This window comes from Halopenitus salinus (assembly GCF_042662125.1).
GTDB classification, from domain to species: Archaea; Halobacteriota; Halobacteria; order Halobacteriales; family Haloferacaceae; genus Halopenitus; species Halopenitus salinus.
The window spans coordinates 371,123-386,130 of sequence record NZ_JBHSXL010000009.1 but is presented as its reverse complement, the minus strand read 5'-3'; the positions used below and the strand labels follow the sequence as shown (position 1 = coordinate 386,130).

Genomic DNA, 15,008 nt, shown 5'->3' with positions numbered 1-15,008 from the left:
CGCGTCCGACTGCCGTTGTCGACTTCTCTCGAGCGTCGAAGACGTTACCCGACCTCGCCGTCGTAGTCACGACCATGTCGAGCCCGCCGCGGTCGGCTGACGGCCCGTCCCCGCCGGACGACGAGATCCCGGAGTCCGTCCCCGGCGAGTCACGGTTCGTCGACGCGAACGGCGTTCGCCTCCACGTCGTGGAGGCCGGTCCCGCGGACGGCGAGCTGTGCGTCCTCCTCCACGGATTCCCGGAGTTCTGGTACGGCTGGCACGAGGCGATCGCGCCGCTCGCCGAGGCCGGATTCCGCGTCGTCGTTCCCGACCAGCGCGGCTACAACCTGAGCGGGAAACCGGACCGGATCGCGGCCTATCGACTCGACGAACTGGCCCGTGACGTCACGGAGCTGATCGACGCGTACGACCGCGAGACGGCCGCCGTCGTCGGTCACGACTGGGGCGCCGCGGTCGGCTGGTGGCTCGCGATCCATCGCCCCGAGCGGCTCCGCCGACTCGTCGCGGTCAACGTCCCGCACCCGACCGTCTTCGAGCGGACGCTCCGCGGTTCCTGGCGACAGCGGCTGAAGAGCTGGTACTTCCTCGCCTTCCAGATCCCCCGTCTGCCCGAACGCGTCGCCCGGGTCGGCGACTGGGCGCCGATCGTCAACGGTATGCGGCATTCGAGTCGCCCGGGGACGTTCGACGCCCGCGATTTCGATCGATACCGACGCGCGTGGTCGCGTCCAGGCGCCTTCTCCGCGATGGTGAACTGGTACCGTGCGGTCGTCCGGGAGCGCCCCGTCGCGGCTTCGCCGACCGTCGAGGTCCCGACGCTCGTGATCTGGGGTGTCGAGGATGAGTTCCTCCGGCGGTCGATGGCCGCGGCCAGCGTCGAGCGCTGTACCGACGGGCGGCTCCTCGAGGTCCACGACGCGGGCCACTGGATCGTCCACGAGCGGCCCGGTCGCGTCGTCGCCGCCATCCGCGAGCACCTCGCGTAAGTCTCAAAGGGGTTCTCTCAAAGGGGTTCGGTCGACCGGCCCGACCCCTCCGTGTACGCCCTGTAGCACGGTCCCGACAGCAACAGCGCCGCGACCCCGACCATCCCGACGAGCAGGGCCGGATCGAGCGCCGACGCGTCGCCCGCGAGCAGTCGGTCGGTGGAGACGCCGATCGCGACCCCGGCGACGACCCACGGCGTCTCGCCGATCGCGGTGCCGAGGAGGAACGGCCGGAGGTCGACCCGTGAGACGCCCGCCCCGACCGAGACCGCATCGGAGGGCAGCGGCAGGAATCGGCTCGCGACCACGGCGCGGGTCCCGCCGGTCAGATCGACGACCCGCTCGCCGGTCCGGACGATCCGGCCGTTCGTCCCCCGCCATCCCGCCCGGGAAAGGGCGTACGGCGGGATCGCCGTGAGCGTCAACAGAACGACCCCGAGGGGAACGCCGGACCAGCCGTAGCCGTACCCGACGCCGACGGCCAGGAGCGTGGTCGGGAGCGCGAGAAACGGCCGCACTGCGGCGAGCGCGAGGAGCGCCAGCCCGAAGGCGATCGGCGCGCCGGCGAGCCGCTCGAGCGGGGCGACGACCGCGGCCGGTGACGTGACCCACGCCGCCGTCGCGACGGCGACGCAAACGGCGATCCCGGCGGCGAGGCGGCGCTTCACGCGACCGACTATCCGGTCGACCGATAAACGCCTTGTGGAGGCGCCTTCGTCGATCGATCCCGCCGGCTTATGGGCGTGCCCGTCGAATCCGGTGAACGATGAGCGATCCGCGCGACGGCTCGAACGGGGTCGACGACGATGCCGCCCGCACTCGCGAGCAGAAACGCGAGGTCGGGATCGAGCTTCTCGCCCACCTCGAGGACGAGTCGCTTTCCCTCTCCGCGGCGGTCGACCGGATCGAGACCGTTACGGAGAGCCCCTCGCTCACGAGGGAGATCCTCGATGCCGCGGAGAAACGCGGGATCATCGCCCGCGAGGACGGCCGGCTTCTGATACGCCGCGGCGGGACCTACGTCTCCTTCGACCAACAGATCGTAGAACGCGAGGGGGACTTCGAGTGCCGCCGCTGTGGCGCCTCCATCTCGACCGGCCACTTCGTCCGCCTGTCCGCCGGCGAGCTCGGGCCGTTCGGCTCCTCGTGCGTCCGCAAGGTCACCGGTCGGGAGTCGTGAACGCGGGAGCGGCGGACACCGGTCGCGAGTCGCGGGCGGGATCCCCGGGGATCACCGGCCGCGTCGCAGCTCCTCGATCAGCTGGTCGATGAGCTCCGCCTGTCTGTCGATCCGTTCGCCCTGGGCCTCGACGGTCTCGCGCAACGCCTCGATCTCGGCCGCGAGCGCGTCGTCCTCGAGGCCGGCGGGCTCGAACCCCGTATCGCCGAACGCCGCGTCGCCGCCGCTTCGTTCGCCGTCACCTGCGGCCCCCGACCCGTTCGTGACCTCCGACGCGCCGGCGGCGAGCGGGTCGGCGTCGTCGTCCGTGCCGCCGGATGCCTCCTCGAGCGGCGCCTCCATCGCCGTCGACGCCTCCGAGCTGGCCTCGGTCGAGGGCGACGGCGAGAGCGGGTCCGGGCCCTCGCCGAAGTCGGTCGAACTCGAGGCGGTCGCGGCCTCCTCGGCGGCCGCCTCCTCGGCCGCCTCCTCCTCTCGAAGCGCGCGAAGCTCGGCCACGCTCTCGACGTCGTGGTAGGCACAGACCGCCTCGCTCAGGGTTTCCTTGACCGACCGGGCCGACTCGTTGGGCGCCTTGAACCGCTCCTGGCGTCCATCGAGGGTCAACACGATCGACGTCGCGACCGTCCCCTCCTCGAAGCCGAGGTCGACGACGTCGCCGTAGTGGAACTCCTCGAACTCGTCGTCCCAGACGACCGATCCGACGTGTTTGACGACCCGATCGCTCGTGATGATGAGCGTGAGTTCGGAGAACCGGAACGTTCGAAGCACCGACTCGCCCGGGTCCGTCACGTCCGCGGCCGAGAGGACGCCGGCGAGCAGCGGATGGAGGGCGTCGTCGGTCCGCTTTGCTGGCACCGTCACGGTCTCCTCGCCGTCGAGGCCGTAATCGAGCGTGAACGTCGTCTTGCGTCGCCCCTCGGAGACGTCGATCCGCTCTGCACCGTGTGGGTACTCCTCGATCGATTCGTCCGAGAGGAGCCCGTCGGCGCGGTAGATGAGCGTTCGGTCGGCCGTCACCGCGAGGACGTCCTCGCCGCCGAGATCGACGGTCGCGACGACGTCCCCCTCGCCGACGGCGGATGCGAGCAGATCGGGAAGACTCATTGGAAGACGAATCCGTCGCCCGGAGTATAAATCCGCGGGTCCGAGCCGCGTCTTCGAGCGCGGATCCGTCGTCGATCCGCCGGTTCGACCCCGAAATCGGCCGATCCACGGGTTCATTCGACGCCGCGGACGGGCGTCGTGACTTCGAACGATCGTCCGCATCGACCGTGATCGCGGGTGCCAAACCGCCGGAAGATGGGAAGCTTAAAGGGTCCCATCACGGTAGGTGGAGGTGAGGCCGGGTGGCTTAGCTGGACATAGCGCCGCACTCATAGGGTTTCGCAGCTTCGGTGCGGCACTCGCCTTGGAAGCGTCCGCGACCCCGTCGGGGCCCGCCGAGCCTCGAACCTGGGCGATGCGGAGATCGCGGGTTCGGAGCCCGCCCCGGCCACTCCCGTTTTCGACGCGTCCTCGACCCGCCACCGACGCGTTTCCGTTCCGAACCGACGCGTCCTCGATTCGCCACAGACGTATCCCCGATCCGCCACCGACGGGTTCGTTCACTTCATACGGCTCCGTCGCCGAGGGACGTCCATGAGTCTCGATCGATACGCCGACGCGATCGCCGACCTTGATCCCGCCCGCGGGGAGGTCGAAACCGCCGAGGTCGTCGTCACCGACGACGTCCTCGTCAAGGCCTTCGTGCTCGCTCCCGACGCCGCGATCGACCCGCACGAACACGCCGATTCCACCAACGTGTTCCACGTGCTCGAGGGGTCGCCGACGGTGATCCGAAACGGCGCGCGCGAACGCCTCGAGGCACCCGCCGTCGTACACAACGAGCGCGGCGACGTCCACGGCGCCGAAAACGAGACCGACGAGCGAGCCGTGCTCACGGCGAGCCTCTGTCCGCTCCCGTAGATGGTCGCGGATATCGATCCCGAAGATCTCGCAGCCCTCCTCCGGGACGGACACGGCGGCGAGGATGGAGACGGGAGCGGGAATGGAGGCGAGGATGGAGACGGGAGCGGGAATGGAGGCGAGGATGGTGATGGACGGGAGGATCCGCCGACGATCGTCGACATCCGGTCGCGACGCGACTTCGATCGCGGACACATCCCCGGCAGCCGGAACATCCCGTTTCCGGAACTCACCACGCGGGTCGCGGAACTGGAGGGTGCAGACCGGATCGTGACCGTCTGTCCCCACGGCGTCTCGAGTCGGCAGGCCGCCGCCCTGATCGAATCGTACGCGGGCACGGCGGACGCCCGCGTGGAGAATCTCCGCGGCGGCCTGGACGCCTGGGAGGGGCCTTTGGAGCCCACGACCGAGGCGAGTTCGACCTCCTCGGGCGGTGACGAAGCCGTCCCCGACGACGAGGGCCCGGAAGCCCCGTTTTGATCCGGGGATTTTCCCGCGGAACCCTCATTCCCTCGCCGATCCCCACTCCCCGTCGAACCGCTCCCCCGTTGTCGAACTTCATCCTGCCCCTCGAACCCGAGCCCCCACGAGCGCGATAGCGAGCAGGAGCGCAACGAGCGCGTGAACGCCGAGGAATCCCGGCGTTCGTTCGTCCGTCGGTCCGTCGTTGGTCGCTCCACCCCCGTCGTCGGCCGTCCCGCCCGATCCCGAACCGGCGGTCGTGGCCGCGGGATCGACCGCCACCGTCGCGCGCGCCTCCCCGAACGCGATCGTCGCCTCCCCGGGATCGGTCGGCGTCACGGTCGACTCGACCGTGGTCGTCTCGTTCGCGTCGAGGAGCACCTCGTGAGTCTCCGCGGTCTCGCCGTTCACCGACAACGCGAACTCGCCGCGAGCGGGAACCGACTCGGGATTCTCGACGGTCGCGCTCACGCGAATCGGCTCGCCGGCCGTGACTCGATCCGGCGCCACGGTGAGGTCCCGAACCCGGGGCGTCGCCGGCTCGACGACCGATACCGTGATCCGATCGCCGGCGACCGAGACCTCGTGGTCGCCGCGCTCGGCGAACGCGTGCTCGAAGGATTCGACGGTCGACTCGTTCGCGTCGAGTTCCCCCTCCCGGGTCGCTACGGTTTCGCCATCGACGCGCATTTCGAGGTCGTACTCGCCGGCCGTCCCGCCGACGTTCGAGACGCGCACGCGGACTTGCAGCGTTTCGCCGGGAACGAGCGTCGCGGGCTCGCGATCGATCGCCCGACCGCGGTACTCGCCGGTCGCGCGAACCGCGTCCGGATCGTCGATCGAGACCGCGATCCGCGCCGGTAGCCGTCCGAACGCCTCGTCGTGGGCGCGTCGATCCCACGCCGTCGGGGCAGCCTCCGTGGTCGTCAGCCGCTCGGCCTCGTCGCGGACCTCACGTCCGGCCGCTTCCCGGACGTACCCGAGCACGTCGTCGTTCTCTATCGGGTCCTCCCGTGCGTTGAGCCGCCGGAGGACGGTCGCGGTCGTCTCCTGACCGTCGGTCGCGAGGCGCATTCGTCGGTCGATCTCGCCGGTGACGAGCGCCCCCTTCGTGTACTCGGCGGCGTTCCGCCAGGTGTCCGGCCGCGAGAGGACGGAGCTCGCCTGCGGGTCGCGTTCGCCGCGTTCGAGCACGCGGCGGAACGACTCGAAGTCGACCCCGCCGCGCTCGAGGGTCAACAGGGCGGCGTAGTAGCTCGCTGACGCCTCCGTGATCCACCGTCCCGAGGGGGCCTCGGCGTAGCCCTGTCGCGTGTGGACGTACTCGTGGACCCAGACGTTGGTCGCCGTGTCCGTCCCTTCCAGGTCGCGGACCCACATGTCCGCCGGCCCGGTCTGGAGCCCGCGAACGCTCCAGCCGACCTCCGACGTCGGGGCGGCGATCACGAACACGGTCCCGTCGCGGTCGCCGATCCGGAGCGCTCCCGAGGCGTGCTCGAGCGACGCGTGGATCTCCGCCGGCGACTCGGACAGCTCCGCGCTCTCGGGAACGATCAGCCGGAACCGCTGTCCGTGCGCCTCGTGGACGTGTTCCTCGTACGGGCCGAGGTAGGCCATTCGATCGCTCGCCGCGCCCTCGCCCGATACGACGTTCTCGCGAGTGACGCGTAACTCGTCGCCAGTCTGTCGCCACCTGGCGCCGATCGCCGGCGTCCGAACGATCGCCCACTCGCCGGTCCCGACGAACAGGTACTCGCCTTCCCCCTCCAGCGGTCCGGCGTCCTCGCGGGTGCGGTTCGCGGGCATCCGGTAGGAGAGCCGCGGGGTCGACGTCTCCCGGTCCCAGACCCACGTCGTCTCGCTCTCGCGGGAGAATCCCGTCCCCGTCACGTCGCGTGCGGTCTCGGGGATCTCCAGCCGGAGTTCGGTCACCCGGTCCGGAATCCGCACTCGGGTCCTCACGCCGTACTCCCCGGGGCGGTCGACCCGTCGGAGCGCGTTCTCGATCCGGATCGCATCCGAGTCCGCGACCGCGGCGGTTTCAAATCCGCCCGTATCCGTCGTGTCGATCGCGTTCGACGCCCCGTCGCTCGCGGCGCCAGCGACCGATACTCCACCGACCGTCGCCGCCGCGAGGAGGAGCGTGGCCAGGATGACCGCGCCGGCCGAACCGCGGGCTCGCGAGCGAACTCGTTCGCCCGTCGCTCGCGCCCCTCCGTCCTCCCCCCGGTCCGATCCGCGCATGCACGAGGCGAGGTGACGGACCGAATTAGTGGTTCGGGTCGGGATGTTGGTGGTTCTGGTCGGGGTGTCGGTGGTTTTGGTCGACGTGTCGGTTTTGGTCGGGAGGTTGGTGATTTGGCCGATTCGTTGGTGATCCGGGCCGGTGTTTCGCTCCGCGTGTTGGTTCGGATCGGCGTCGAGATCCGACGACGGAGCCGGGTTCGGCGTCGTGCATCGCTGCGACGTCGGGCGACGATCGACGCGTCCGTGCGCCCGTCTGACAAACGTTTAAGTATTATGCGGGACCAACGAGTCGATGATGGGCAACAAGAACAAGACGATCTCGTTTCGCGTCAACGAGGACGCCTTCGAGACGCTTCGCGAGATCGCCGAGGAACGCGACATCTCGCTTTCGGCGGTGTTCCGCGACTACGTGGACACGCTCGTTGCCCACGACGGGAAGGTGCGCGTCGTCCCCGAACACGAACTGGAGAACGCGGGCGACGCCGACGACTCCTTCCCCCCGAAGGTGGAGGTGCCGAAGAGCTTCATCCGCGAGCACGAGCGGCTCGAGCTGGAGGCCGACCACCTCAGGGAGCAGCTCGAGGAGCACAAACGCTACGTGACCTACCTCAGAGAGCAGCTCGAGGACGAGGACGAGGAGGTCATCCAGCTCGAGGACCTCGACGGCGATACGGACGAGCCATCCTTCCGGCTCGGGTAGAATTCGCCCGTTCCGGTCCTCACTCCGCGAGCGAGCCGAACGCCGCCGCCGAGGTGCGCGTCCCCTTCGTGATCAACACGTCTCCCTCACGGATCGTGGTGTCGAGATCCGGGCCGACCAGCCATCCCTCGTCGGGCCGCCGGATCGCCAACACGCTCGTGGAGACGGCCGTCTCCGGAACTCCCTCGCGGACGGCGGTCCCCTCGAGTTCGCTTCCGGCCTCGACGGTCGTCCGGGTGATGATCTCGTCGGACTCCCGGACCGCGAGTTCGACGACCGGATGGACGTCGAGATCACGGAGGACCCCCTCCGTGATCTCGAGGGCCGCATCGGAGATCGTCTCGGTGGCGACGCCCAGGTGGATGAGTCCGCGAAGCGCGACCGGATCGTCCGCCTCGGCGGCCGCCTGCAGCGTCCAGGCCTCGAAGCGCGACTGGAGCGCGTCGACCTCCACCTCGAGGTTGGCCACCTCCTCGGCCAGCTCCTCGGTGTCGAACAGCACCGACCCGTAGGCGAGGTCGACGGCCAGCTCCGAGAGGTTCTTCATCAACACGATGGAGTCGACGGCCCGCTCGAGGTCGGAGACGTCGGGTTCGGCGGGCTCGCCGGGTTCGTAGGCCTTCCCGGTCGCGGTCTCGTGTACCCCGGAGATCGACGCTTCGGGACCCCGCAGGATCGCGACGTCGCCCGCCCGCAGGGTCGTGTTCGGGCCGGGATTGAGTATCCACTCCTGGGAGCGCCGGATCGCGATGGCCCGAACGCCGGTCTCCGACTCCAGGTCGATGTCGGCGAGGGTCCGTCCCGCGTACGGCGAGTCGTCGTGTATCTCGCCGCGAACCAGCATCTCGACGGCCTCGGACAGCGCGCCGCGCATCGCCTCCGGCAGGCCGATCTCCTCTAAGACGATCTTCGCGATGTCGCCGGCGGCATCGCTCACCTTGTCCGCCCCGGAGACCACGCCGAGGACCGGGGCGAGCCGTTCGGCCTCGTCGGGATTTCGCGCCGCGAGCATCAGGCTCATCCGGGCGCGCAACTGGAGGACGTCCATCCGGTTTTCCAGCTCGAGCACCTCCCGGGCGACGTCGGTGCTCCGGTGGAGGACGGCCGAGTAGGAGAGATCGATGAGCAGCTCCGCCGTGTCCTTCATCTCGACGAGCAGGTCCTTCACGCTCGTCGGCTCGTATTCGACCGTCTCCGGGGGCCCACCCCCCTCGAATCGTCCCATGGCTCACACTCTCCGTGCCGTCCCAAAAGCCTTGTTACGGCGTCGATCGGGGCCCGTTCTTCCGGTCGACACCCACCAGTTAGTATCCACAAACATGGATCGTACACCCGTTCCAAAACCGTTTTTGCACACGACTTCGCAGTATCGATCGATGACCGGCTACACTGCGACCGTCACGGTCCGGCTCAAGCGGGGCGTCCTCGATCCCGAGGCCGAGACGACGAAGCGGGCGCTCGAACGGCTCGGGTTCGACCTCGAGGACCTCCGGTCGGCCGACCGCTTCGAGGTCGACCTCCAGGCCGACGACGTCGAGGAGGCCGCCGATCGCGCGGAGGAGATGGCCGAGCGGCTCCTCGCGAACCCGACCATCCACGACTACGACGTCGCCGTGGCCGAACGATGACGGTCACGGTCGTCCAGTTCGGCGGGTCGAACTGCGATCGGGACGCGGTCCGCGCCCTCGACCACCTCGGGATCGACGCCGAGCGCCGCTGGTTCGAGGACGGGCTTCCCGAGGACACCGACGGGATCGTCCTCCCGGGCGGGTTCTCCTACGGAGACTACCTCCGGGCCGGCGCGATGGCGGCGCGCGCTCCGATCATGGAGTCGATCCGGACGGCCGCCGGCGACGGCACGCCGGTCCTCGGGATCTGCAACGGCGCGCAGATCGGCGCCGAGTCCCGCCTCGTCGACGGCGCGTTCACGACCAACGCGAGCGCGCGCTTCCAGTGTGAACACGTCCACCTCCGCGTCGAGCGCGCGGACACGCCCTGGACCGACGCCTACGAGGCCGGCGAGGTCCTTCGCCTTCCGATCGCCCACGGCGAGGGCCGCTTCGAGATCGGCGAGGACGCCTACGCCGATCTGGAGGCCGACGACCGCGTGCTGTTCCGCTACTGTGACGCCGACGGAAACGTCACGGACGAGGCGAACCCCAACGGCTCGACGGGGAACGTCGCCGGCGTCCTCGGCGAGCGTGAGGCGACCGCGGTGTTGATGCCCCACCCCGAACGCGCGGCGCTGCCCGACGTCGCCGACTGCACGGACGGACAGGGGATCCTTCGCGCGTTCCGCTGATCGGCCGGGTTCGGTGACCGGTTCGCTTCGGGAAGCGATCACACGGTTATTTTAAATCGTCGGGGGACGATCGTCGGGTCATGAGCGAATCCCAACGACGGCCCGGGGACGCCGTCGACGACGAGGACGCTTCGCGCGACGACACAGAGAAATTCGCCGGCAGCAAGGACGCCGACCTGCCGAGTCGGGACGTGACCGAGGGCGCGGAGCGTGCGCCCCACCGATCGATGTTCCGTGCGATGGGCTTCGACGACGCCGATCTCTCCTCGCCGATGGTGGGCGTGGCCAACCCCGCGGCCGACATCACGCCGTGTAACGTCCACCTCGACGACGTGGCCGGATCCGCGATCGACGGCGTCGAGGACACCGGCGGGATGCCCATCGAGTTCGGCACGATCACCATCTCCGACGCCATCTCGATGGGCACGGAGGGGATGAAGGCCTCGCTCATCTCCCGGGAGGTCATCGCCGACTCCGTCGAGCTCGTCTCCTTCGGCGAGCGGATGGACGGACTCGTCACGGTCGCGGGCTGTGACAAGAACCTCCCCGGCATGATGATGGCGGCCATCCGGACCGACCTCCCCTCGGTCTTCCTCTACGGCGGCTCGATCATGCCCGGCCAACACGAGGGACGCGACGTCACCATCGTGCAGGTCTTCGAGGGCGTCGGCACCTACGCGCAAGGCGAGATGGACGCGGACGAACTCGACGAGCTGGAGCGCAACGCCTGTCCCGGCGCCGGCTCGTGTGGCGGGATGTTCACGGCGAACACGATGGCCTCCATCTCCGAGGCGCTCGGACTCGCCCCGCTCGGGTCCGCCTCCGCGCCAGCCGAGGTCGACGAGCGCTACGAGGTCGCCGAACGCGCCGGCGACCTGGTCGTCGACTGCATCGAGAACGACCGGCGCCCCTCGGACCTTCTGACCCGCGAGTCCTTCGAGAACGCGATCGCCCTCCAGACGGCGATCGGCGGCTCGACGAACGGCGTCCTGCACCTCCTCGCGCTCGCCCGCGAGGCCGGCGTCGGCCTCGACATCGAGGACTTCGACGAGATCTCGCGTCGCACCCCGAAGATCGCCGACATGCAGCCCGGCGGCCAGAGCGTGATGAACGACCTCCACGAGATCGGCGGCGTCCCGATCGTCATCCGTCGGCTGATCGAGGCCGACCTGTTCGACGGCGACCAGCTCACCGTGACGGGCCGGACCATCTCCGAGGAGCTCGAGCGCCTCGATCTCCCCGACGACGAGGAGATCGACGCCGACTTCCTCTATCCGGTCGACGAGCCCAAACAGCCCGAGGGCGCCATCAAGATCCTGAAGGGGAACCTCGCGCCCGAGGGCGCGGTCCTGAAGGCGACCGGCCAGGACGAGTTCCACCACGAGGGCCCCGCGCGGATCTTCGAGAACGAGGAGGACGCGATGGAGTACGTCCAGACCGGCGAGATCGAGTCCGGCGACGTGATCGTCATCCGCAACGAGGGTCCCCGCGGCGGCCCCGGCATGCGCGAGATGCTCGGCGTGACCGCCGCCGTCGTCGGCGCCGGCCACGAGGACGACGTCGCGCTCCTCACCGACGGCCGCTTCTCCGGTGCGACCCGCGGCCCAATGATCGGCCACGTCGCCCCCGAGGCCGCATCCGGCGGTCCGATCGGCCTGATCGAGGAGGGCGACGAGGTCACCGTCGACATCCCGAACCGCGAGCTCTCCGTCGACCTCTCGGAGGACGAGCTGGCCTCCCGCCACGCCGACTGGGAGCCGCCGGAGCCGCCCTACACCTCGGGCATCCTCGCGAAGTACCACCGCGATTTCGCCTCCGCGTCGCTCGGCGCCGTCACGAACCCCGGCGTCAAACGCGAGTAAGCACCGCCGAATCCGGTCCCGCAGTCGTCCCGTCTTTTGTTCCCCCCCGGCGTCCGCGATCAGTCGTCGTCGTCGAACATCTCGCTTATGTCCTCGCCCTTGCTTTCTCCGGGGAGAATGTCGCCGAGGGCGGACCCGAGTACGGTGGCGGTCCAGACGACCGTCACCCGGGCGAAGGCCTCAAGCGGCGTCGGGTCGTCGATCGCCAGCCGCCCCCACATCGCCATCAGCACGCCCGCGACCGCGAACGAGAGGGCGAGCACGCCCACGTATCGCCGCGGAATGACCCCGAGGATCGGATTCGTCACCCGCACCTCCCGGATGTCCGCGTAGTAGATCAACCCGGCGGACAACACGAGCACGAAGAACACGTTCGCGAGGAGGAGGACCGGAACCGCCGCGATCCGGACCGCGAGGAACCACTCGGCGATGAGGAAGACGCCGTCCTCGACGAGGAACGGCAGCGCGAAGATGACGCCCCCGACGAGCGCCTCCGCCATGTCCCGGGAGGTGTACTTGTAGATGTGTTCGCTGAACGCCGTGCTCCCGGGCATCCGCTCGACAAGCGAGATGGTCTGTTGGACCTTTCGGCGCTCGTGGGGGTCGTCGACGGTCTCCTCCAACGCGTCGAGCTTTCTGAGGAGGTCACCGACGTCCGGATCCTCCGGGCCGTGGTCCTCGAGGGTGTCCTCCTCCTCGTCCGGCCGATCGGCGCTCATGGACGAACGCTCGAGGGGGTCGTGCAAAAAGATGCGCGTCCGCGCCCGGACGGCCACGGCCGTCTCCGTTTCACATTCTCGCTCCCTCGTGGCTCCCCGTTCTCGCCGCCCTCACTGCCGCCCTCTCCCGCCGTCGTTCGTGGTTTTCTCACTCCTCGTCCACGAACTCGACGCCCGTGATCTCGAAGCGTGCGCCGCCCGTCTCCGAGGCGGTCGCGCGTACGTCCCAGCCGTGTGCCCCCGCGGCCTGATCGACGATCGAGAGCCCGAAACCCGTCCCGCTCTCGGATCCGGAGTAGCCGTACTCGAAGACCCGATCGCGTTCGGGTTCGGGGATACCGGATCCGTCGTCGGCGACGAAGAACCCGGGTTCCTCGTCCGTTTCCCCGACGGTTATTCGGACGCCGTCGCTTCCGGTCGAACCATGGTCGACGGCGTCCTCGCGAGTTTGCGAGGGAGGGCTCGTCGAGCCGTGTTCGACGGCGTTAGCGAAGAGGTTCTCGAGGATCTGGCGCAGTCGCCCCTCGTCGGCGCGGATCCGGCGGTCGGTCTCGACGCGAAGCGTCGCGCCGTCGGTCTCGACGTCGTCCCAACAGCCCCTCGCGAGGTCGTCGAGGGGGACGGCCGTCTCGTCCGTCTCGGTGTTCTCCTCGCGCGCCAGGGCGAGCAGGTCCTCGATGAGCTCCTCCATCCGGTCGAGCGCCCGCTCGACGTCGGCGAGGTCGTCCCGTGCCGCCGCGTCCGCTTCCTCCATCGCGAGGTGCAGTCGCCCCTTCGCGACGTTGAGCGGGTTCCGAAGGTCGTGTGAGGCGACGCTCGCGAACTCCTCCAGGCGATCGTTTTGACGCGTGAGCTCGCGCTCGCGCTCGCGCAACCGCTCCGTCCGTTCGACCTGCTCGAGGGCCGTGACCACGTTGCCCGCGAGGATCTCCCCGAGCACGACGTCCCGGTCGTCGAACGCGCCGACCTCCGGCGATCCCGCGATGAGTATGCCGTACTCGCCGAGCGGGAGGTAGACCTCGCTTCGCATCTCTGTCCCCTCGGCGTAGACGTCGGGGTCCTCCCGCACGTCGTCGATCGAGATCGCCTCGCCCGTCTCGTAGGCGCGCCAGGCGATCCCCTCCCCTGCCGTGAAGGTCGGGAGGTCCCCGACGAGGTCCCGGACGGCCGTCGTCGAGGCGACCGGCGCCAGCTCCGGTCCCTCCTCTCCGTCCTCCTTCTCCTCTACCTCCTCCTCGCGCAGGTGGATCGCGTTGGCCTCCAACCCGAGCACGTCGCGGGCTGCCTCGACGCCGACCTCCGCCACCTCCCGCCGGTCCCTGGCGCCCATCAGCCGCTGGGCCGTCTCGTTCAACGCCTCGAGGCGGAGATCGCGGCGCTTGCGGTCGCTCACGTCCTGATAGACCCACAGGTGGCCCTGCCCCTCCGGAAGGTCGATCGGCCGGTAACTGCGCGAGAACGTGCGGCCGTCCGCGAGCGCGAGCTCCTCGTTCGTGACCGGCTGTCGCTTTTCGATCAGGTCCCCGATCCGATCGAGGAACCGGTCCGGATCCTCGAACTCCTCGCTCGCCGCGCGCGCGAGCTCCACGCAGTCGGCTCCCGCCGCGTCCGCCGGCTCGCCGGGAATCTCGAGGAGGTCGAAGACGCGCTGGTTGGCCGCGAGCACCTCGCGGTCGGCGTCCTCGGCGAGGACGCCCACGGGGAGCGTGTCGAAGAGCGTCGAGAGGACGGCGTTCGTCTCCTCGAGCTCGCGTCGTTGCCGTCGCCGATCGGTGACGTCCTCGAACTGGGAGACGATCGTGATGACCTCCCCGTCGTCGTCGGTGACCACCCGGTTGTGCCACGAGCAGACCCGCCGTTCGCCGGACCGGGTTCGGATCTCGTTTACGCTCTGGAACCCGCCCCGGTTGTCGAGCAGCTTGCGTTCCACCTCGGCGACGTGGCGGTGTAGCTTCTCGGGGACGATCGGCAGCCAGGTGCCGCCGACGAGCTCAGCGGCCGAGTACCCGGTGATCTCCTCGGCCGCCTCGTTCACCCGCCGGATCGTGAACGTCTCGTCGTAGACGATCGTACCGAGCGGGGACTGGTCGATGAACCGTGAGAGCCGCCGCTGGCTCTCCTCGAGTGCCCGCCGCGACCGGCTCTGGTCGACGGCGTTCTCGATCCGGTTCGCGAGCACCGCGTACTGGTCGCTTCCGCCCCCCTTCTGGATGTAGTCGGTCACCCCCGCCGAGATGGCCTCGCTTGCGATCTCCTCCGATCCTTTCCCCGTGAACAGGATGAACGGCACGTCCGGATCGACCGCCCGAACGCGTTCGAGGAACTCCAGTCCGGTCAGTTCCGGCATCTCGTAGTCGGAGATCACGCAGTCGATCGACTCCGATCGAACACGCTCGAGTCCCGCCGGAACGCTCGATTCGGTCACGACGGAGACGCCCTCGATCTCCCGGCGCAGGAACGTCGCCGTCAGATCGAGGAACGCGGGATCGTCGTCCACGTGAAGGATCCGCACCCCGTCGGTCGGCTCCTCGACGGGATAGGCGCGAAATCGATCGGACATGACGTATCGTTCTCGCGGC

The 15,008-nt window shown here is 69.3% G+C and carries 14 protein-coding genes and 1 tRNA gene; 9 read left to right on the top strand and 6 right to left on the bottom strand.

Going from position 1 to position 15,008, the window contains the following annotated elements:
* The first annotated feature begins 74 nt into the window (after positions 1-74).
* Positions 75-989 (top strand): alpha/beta fold hydrolase, encoded by a 915-nt coding sequence (locus tag ACFQE9_RS11415; RefSeq protein ID WP_379744517.1) that lies wholly within the window; start codon positions 75-77, stop codon positions 987-989.
* A 17-nt stretch (positions 990-1,006) separates the two neighbouring features.
* Here ACFQE9_RS11415 and ACFQE9_RS11410 read toward each other — a convergent pair whose 3' ends face one another.
* Positions 1,007-1,657, bottom strand: a complete 651-nt coding sequence (locus ACFQE9_RS11410; protein WP_379744515.1) for a TVP38/TMEM64 family protein — start codon at positions 1,655-1,657, stop codon at positions 1,007-1,009.
* A gap of 98 nt (positions 1,658-1,755) precedes the next feature.
* On the opposite strand from ACFQE9_RS11410, the gene ACFQE9_RS11405 reads away from it, so the two are divergent.
* The gene (locus ACFQE9_RS11405; RefSeq protein ID WP_379744513.1) at positions 1,756-2,169 is read left to right on the top strand and encodes a DUF5830 family protein; all 414 of its coding nucleotides are present in this window, start codon (positions 1,756-1,758) and stop codon (positions 2,167-2,169) included.
* Between the two features lie 51 nt (positions 2,170-2,220).
* On the opposite strand, the gene ACFQE9_RS11400 is transcribed toward ACFQE9_RS11405, so the two are convergent.
* Complete coding sequence (locus ACFQE9_RS11400; protein WP_379744511.1) at positions 2,221-3,276, bottom strand: DUF7115 domain-containing protein; 1,056 nt, start codon at positions 3,274-3,276, stop codon at positions 2,221-2,223.
* Positions 3,277-3,512: 236 nt separating this feature from the next.
* Between ACFQE9_RS11400 and ACFQE9_RS11395 the strand changes: the two genes are divergently transcribed.
* The 3 genes from ACFQE9_RS11395 (at position 3,513) to ACFQE9_RS11385 (ending at position 4,617) form a co-directional block, all read left to right on the top strand.
* Positions 3,513-3,667, top strand: a tRNA-Met gene (locus ACFQE9_RS11395).
* A gap of 143 nt (positions 3,668-3,810) precedes the next feature.
* Complete coding sequence (locus tag ACFQE9_RS11390) at positions 3,811-4,137, top strand: cupin domain-containing protein (RefSeq protein WP_379744509.1); 327 nt, start codon at positions 3,811-3,813, stop codon at positions 4,135-4,137.
* Positions 4,138-4,617, top strand: a complete 480-nt coding sequence (locus ACFQE9_RS11385) for a rhodanese-like domain-containing protein (protein ID WP_379744507.1) — start codon at positions 4,138-4,140, stop codon at positions 4,615-4,617.
* A gap of 78 nt (positions 4,618-4,695) precedes the next feature.
* Here the strand turns inward: ACFQE9_RS11385 and ACFQE9_RS11380 are convergent, their stop codons facing one another.
* Complete coding sequence (locus ACFQE9_RS11380) at positions 4,696-6,843, bottom strand: CARDB domain-containing protein (protein ID WP_379744505.1); 2,148 nt, start codon at positions 6,841-6,843, stop codon at positions 4,696-4,698.
* A gap of 298 nt (positions 6,844-7,141) precedes the next feature.
* Here ACFQE9_RS11380 and ACFQE9_RS11375 point away from each other — a divergent pair, with 298 nt between their 5' ends.
* A complete protein-coding gene (locus ACFQE9_RS11375; RefSeq protein WP_379745594.1) occupies positions 7,142-7,546 on the top strand; it encodes a DUF8146 domain-containing protein in 405 nt (134 codons plus the stop codon).
* Positions 7,547-7,565: 19 nt separating this feature from the next.
* Here ACFQE9_RS11375 and ACFQE9_RS11370 read toward each other — a convergent pair whose 3' ends face one another.
* Positions 7,566-8,771, bottom strand: a complete 1,206-nt coding sequence (locus ACFQE9_RS11370) for a potassium channel family protein (RefSeq protein WP_379744503.1) — start codon at positions 8,769-8,771, stop codon at positions 7,566-7,568.
* A 151-nt stretch (positions 8,772-8,922) separates the two neighbouring features.
* Here ACFQE9_RS11370 and purS point away from each other — a divergent pair, with 151 nt between their 5' ends.
* From purS to ilvD, 3 genes are all read left to right on the top strand, one after another.
* Positions 8,923-9,174 (top strand): phosphoribosylformylglycinamidine synthase subunit PurS, encoded by a 252-nt coding sequence (gene purS / locus ACFQE9_RS11365; RefSeq protein WP_379744501.1) that lies wholly within the window; start codon positions 8,923-8,925, stop codon positions 9,172-9,174.
* On the top strand, positions 9,171-9,848 hold the full coding sequence (purQ, locus tag ACFQE9_RS11360) for a phosphoribosylformylglycinamidine synthase I (protein ID WP_379744499.1): 678 nt from the start codon (positions 9,171-9,173) through the stop codon (positions 9,846-9,848). The genes purS and purQ overlap by 4 nt, the downstream gene beginning before the upstream one ends.
* An 80-nt stretch (positions 9,849-9,928) precedes the next feature.
* Positions 9,929-11,710: a dihydroxy-acid dehydratase gene (gene ilvD, locus ACFQE9_RS11355; RefSeq protein WP_379744497.1), complete on the top strand. Its 1,782-nt coding sequence runs from the start codon at positions 9,929-9,931 to the stop codon at positions 11,708-11,710.
* Between the two features lie 59 nt (positions 11,711-11,769).
* Here ilvD and ACFQE9_RS11350 read toward each other — a convergent pair whose 3' ends face one another.
* Positions 11,770-12,429, bottom strand: a complete 660-nt coding sequence (locus ACFQE9_RS11350) for a DUF2391 domain-containing protein (RefSeq protein WP_379744495.1) — start codon at positions 12,427-12,429, stop codon at positions 11,770-11,772.
* A 148-nt stretch (positions 12,430-12,577) separates the two neighbouring features.
* Positions 12,578-14,989 carry a hybrid sensor histidine kinase/response regulator gene (locus ACFQE9_RS11345; RefSeq protein WP_379744493.1) on the bottom strand — a complete coding sequence of 804 codons (2,412 nt, stop codon included), beginning with the start codon at positions 14,987-14,989 and terminating at the stop codon, positions 12,578-12,580.
* Between the last annotated feature and the right edge of the window lie 19 nt (positions 14,990-15,008).

Excerpts from the sequence above, each read along its gene's own strand:
- ACFQE9_RS11415 (WP_379744517.1), top strand. The coding sequence starts at position 75 with ATGTCGAGCCCGCCGCGGTCGGCTGACGGCCCGTCCCCGCCGGACGAC.
- ACFQE9_RS11405 (WP_379744513.1), top strand. The coding sequence starts at position 1,756 with ATGAGCGATCCGCGCGACGGCTCGAACGGGGTCGACGACGATGCCGCC.
- ACFQE9_RS11400 (WP_379744511.1), bottom strand. The coding sequence starts at position 3,276 with ATGAGTCTTCCCGATCTGCTCGCATCCGCCGTCGGCGAGGGGGACGTC.
- ACFQE9_RS11390 (WP_379744509.1), top strand. The coding sequence starts at position 3,811 with ATGAGTCTCGATCGATACGCCGACGCGATCGCCGACCTTGATCCCGCC.
- ACFQE9_RS11385 (WP_379744507.1), top strand. The coding sequence starts at position 4,138 with ATGGTCGCGGATATCGATCCCGAAGATCTCGCAGCCCTCCTCCGGGAC.
- ACFQE9_RS11380 (WP_379744505.1), bottom strand. The coding sequence starts at position 6,843 with ATGCGCGGATCGGACCGGGGGGAGGACGGAGGGGCGCGAGCGACGGGC.
- ACFQE9_RS11375 (WP_379745594.1), top strand. The coding sequence starts at position 7,142 with ATGGGCAACAAGAACAAGACGATCTCGTTTCGCGTCAACGAGGACGCC.
- ACFQE9_RS11370 (WP_379744503.1), bottom strand. The coding sequence starts at position 8,771 with ATGGGACGATTCGAGGGGGGTGGGCCCCCGGAGACGGTCGAATACGAG.
- purS (WP_379744501.1), top strand. The coding sequence starts at position 8,923 with ATGACCGGCTACACTGCGACCGTCACGGTCCGGCTCAAGCGGGGCGTC.
- purQ (WP_379744499.1), top strand. The coding sequence starts at position 9,171 with ATGACGGTCACGGTCGTCCAGTTCGGCGGGTCGAACTGCGATCGGGAC.
- ilvD (WP_379744497.1), top strand. The coding sequence starts at position 9,929 with ATGAGCGAATCCCAACGACGGCCCGGGGACGCCGTCGACGACGAGGAC.
- ACFQE9_RS11350 (WP_379744495.1), bottom strand. The coding sequence starts at position 12,429 with ATGAGCGCCGATCGGCCGGACGAGGAGGAGGACACCCTCGAGGACCAC.
- ACFQE9_RS11345 (WP_379744493.1), bottom strand. The coding sequence starts at position 14,989 with ATGTCCGATCGATTTCGCGCCTATCCCGTCGAGGAGCCGACCGACGGG.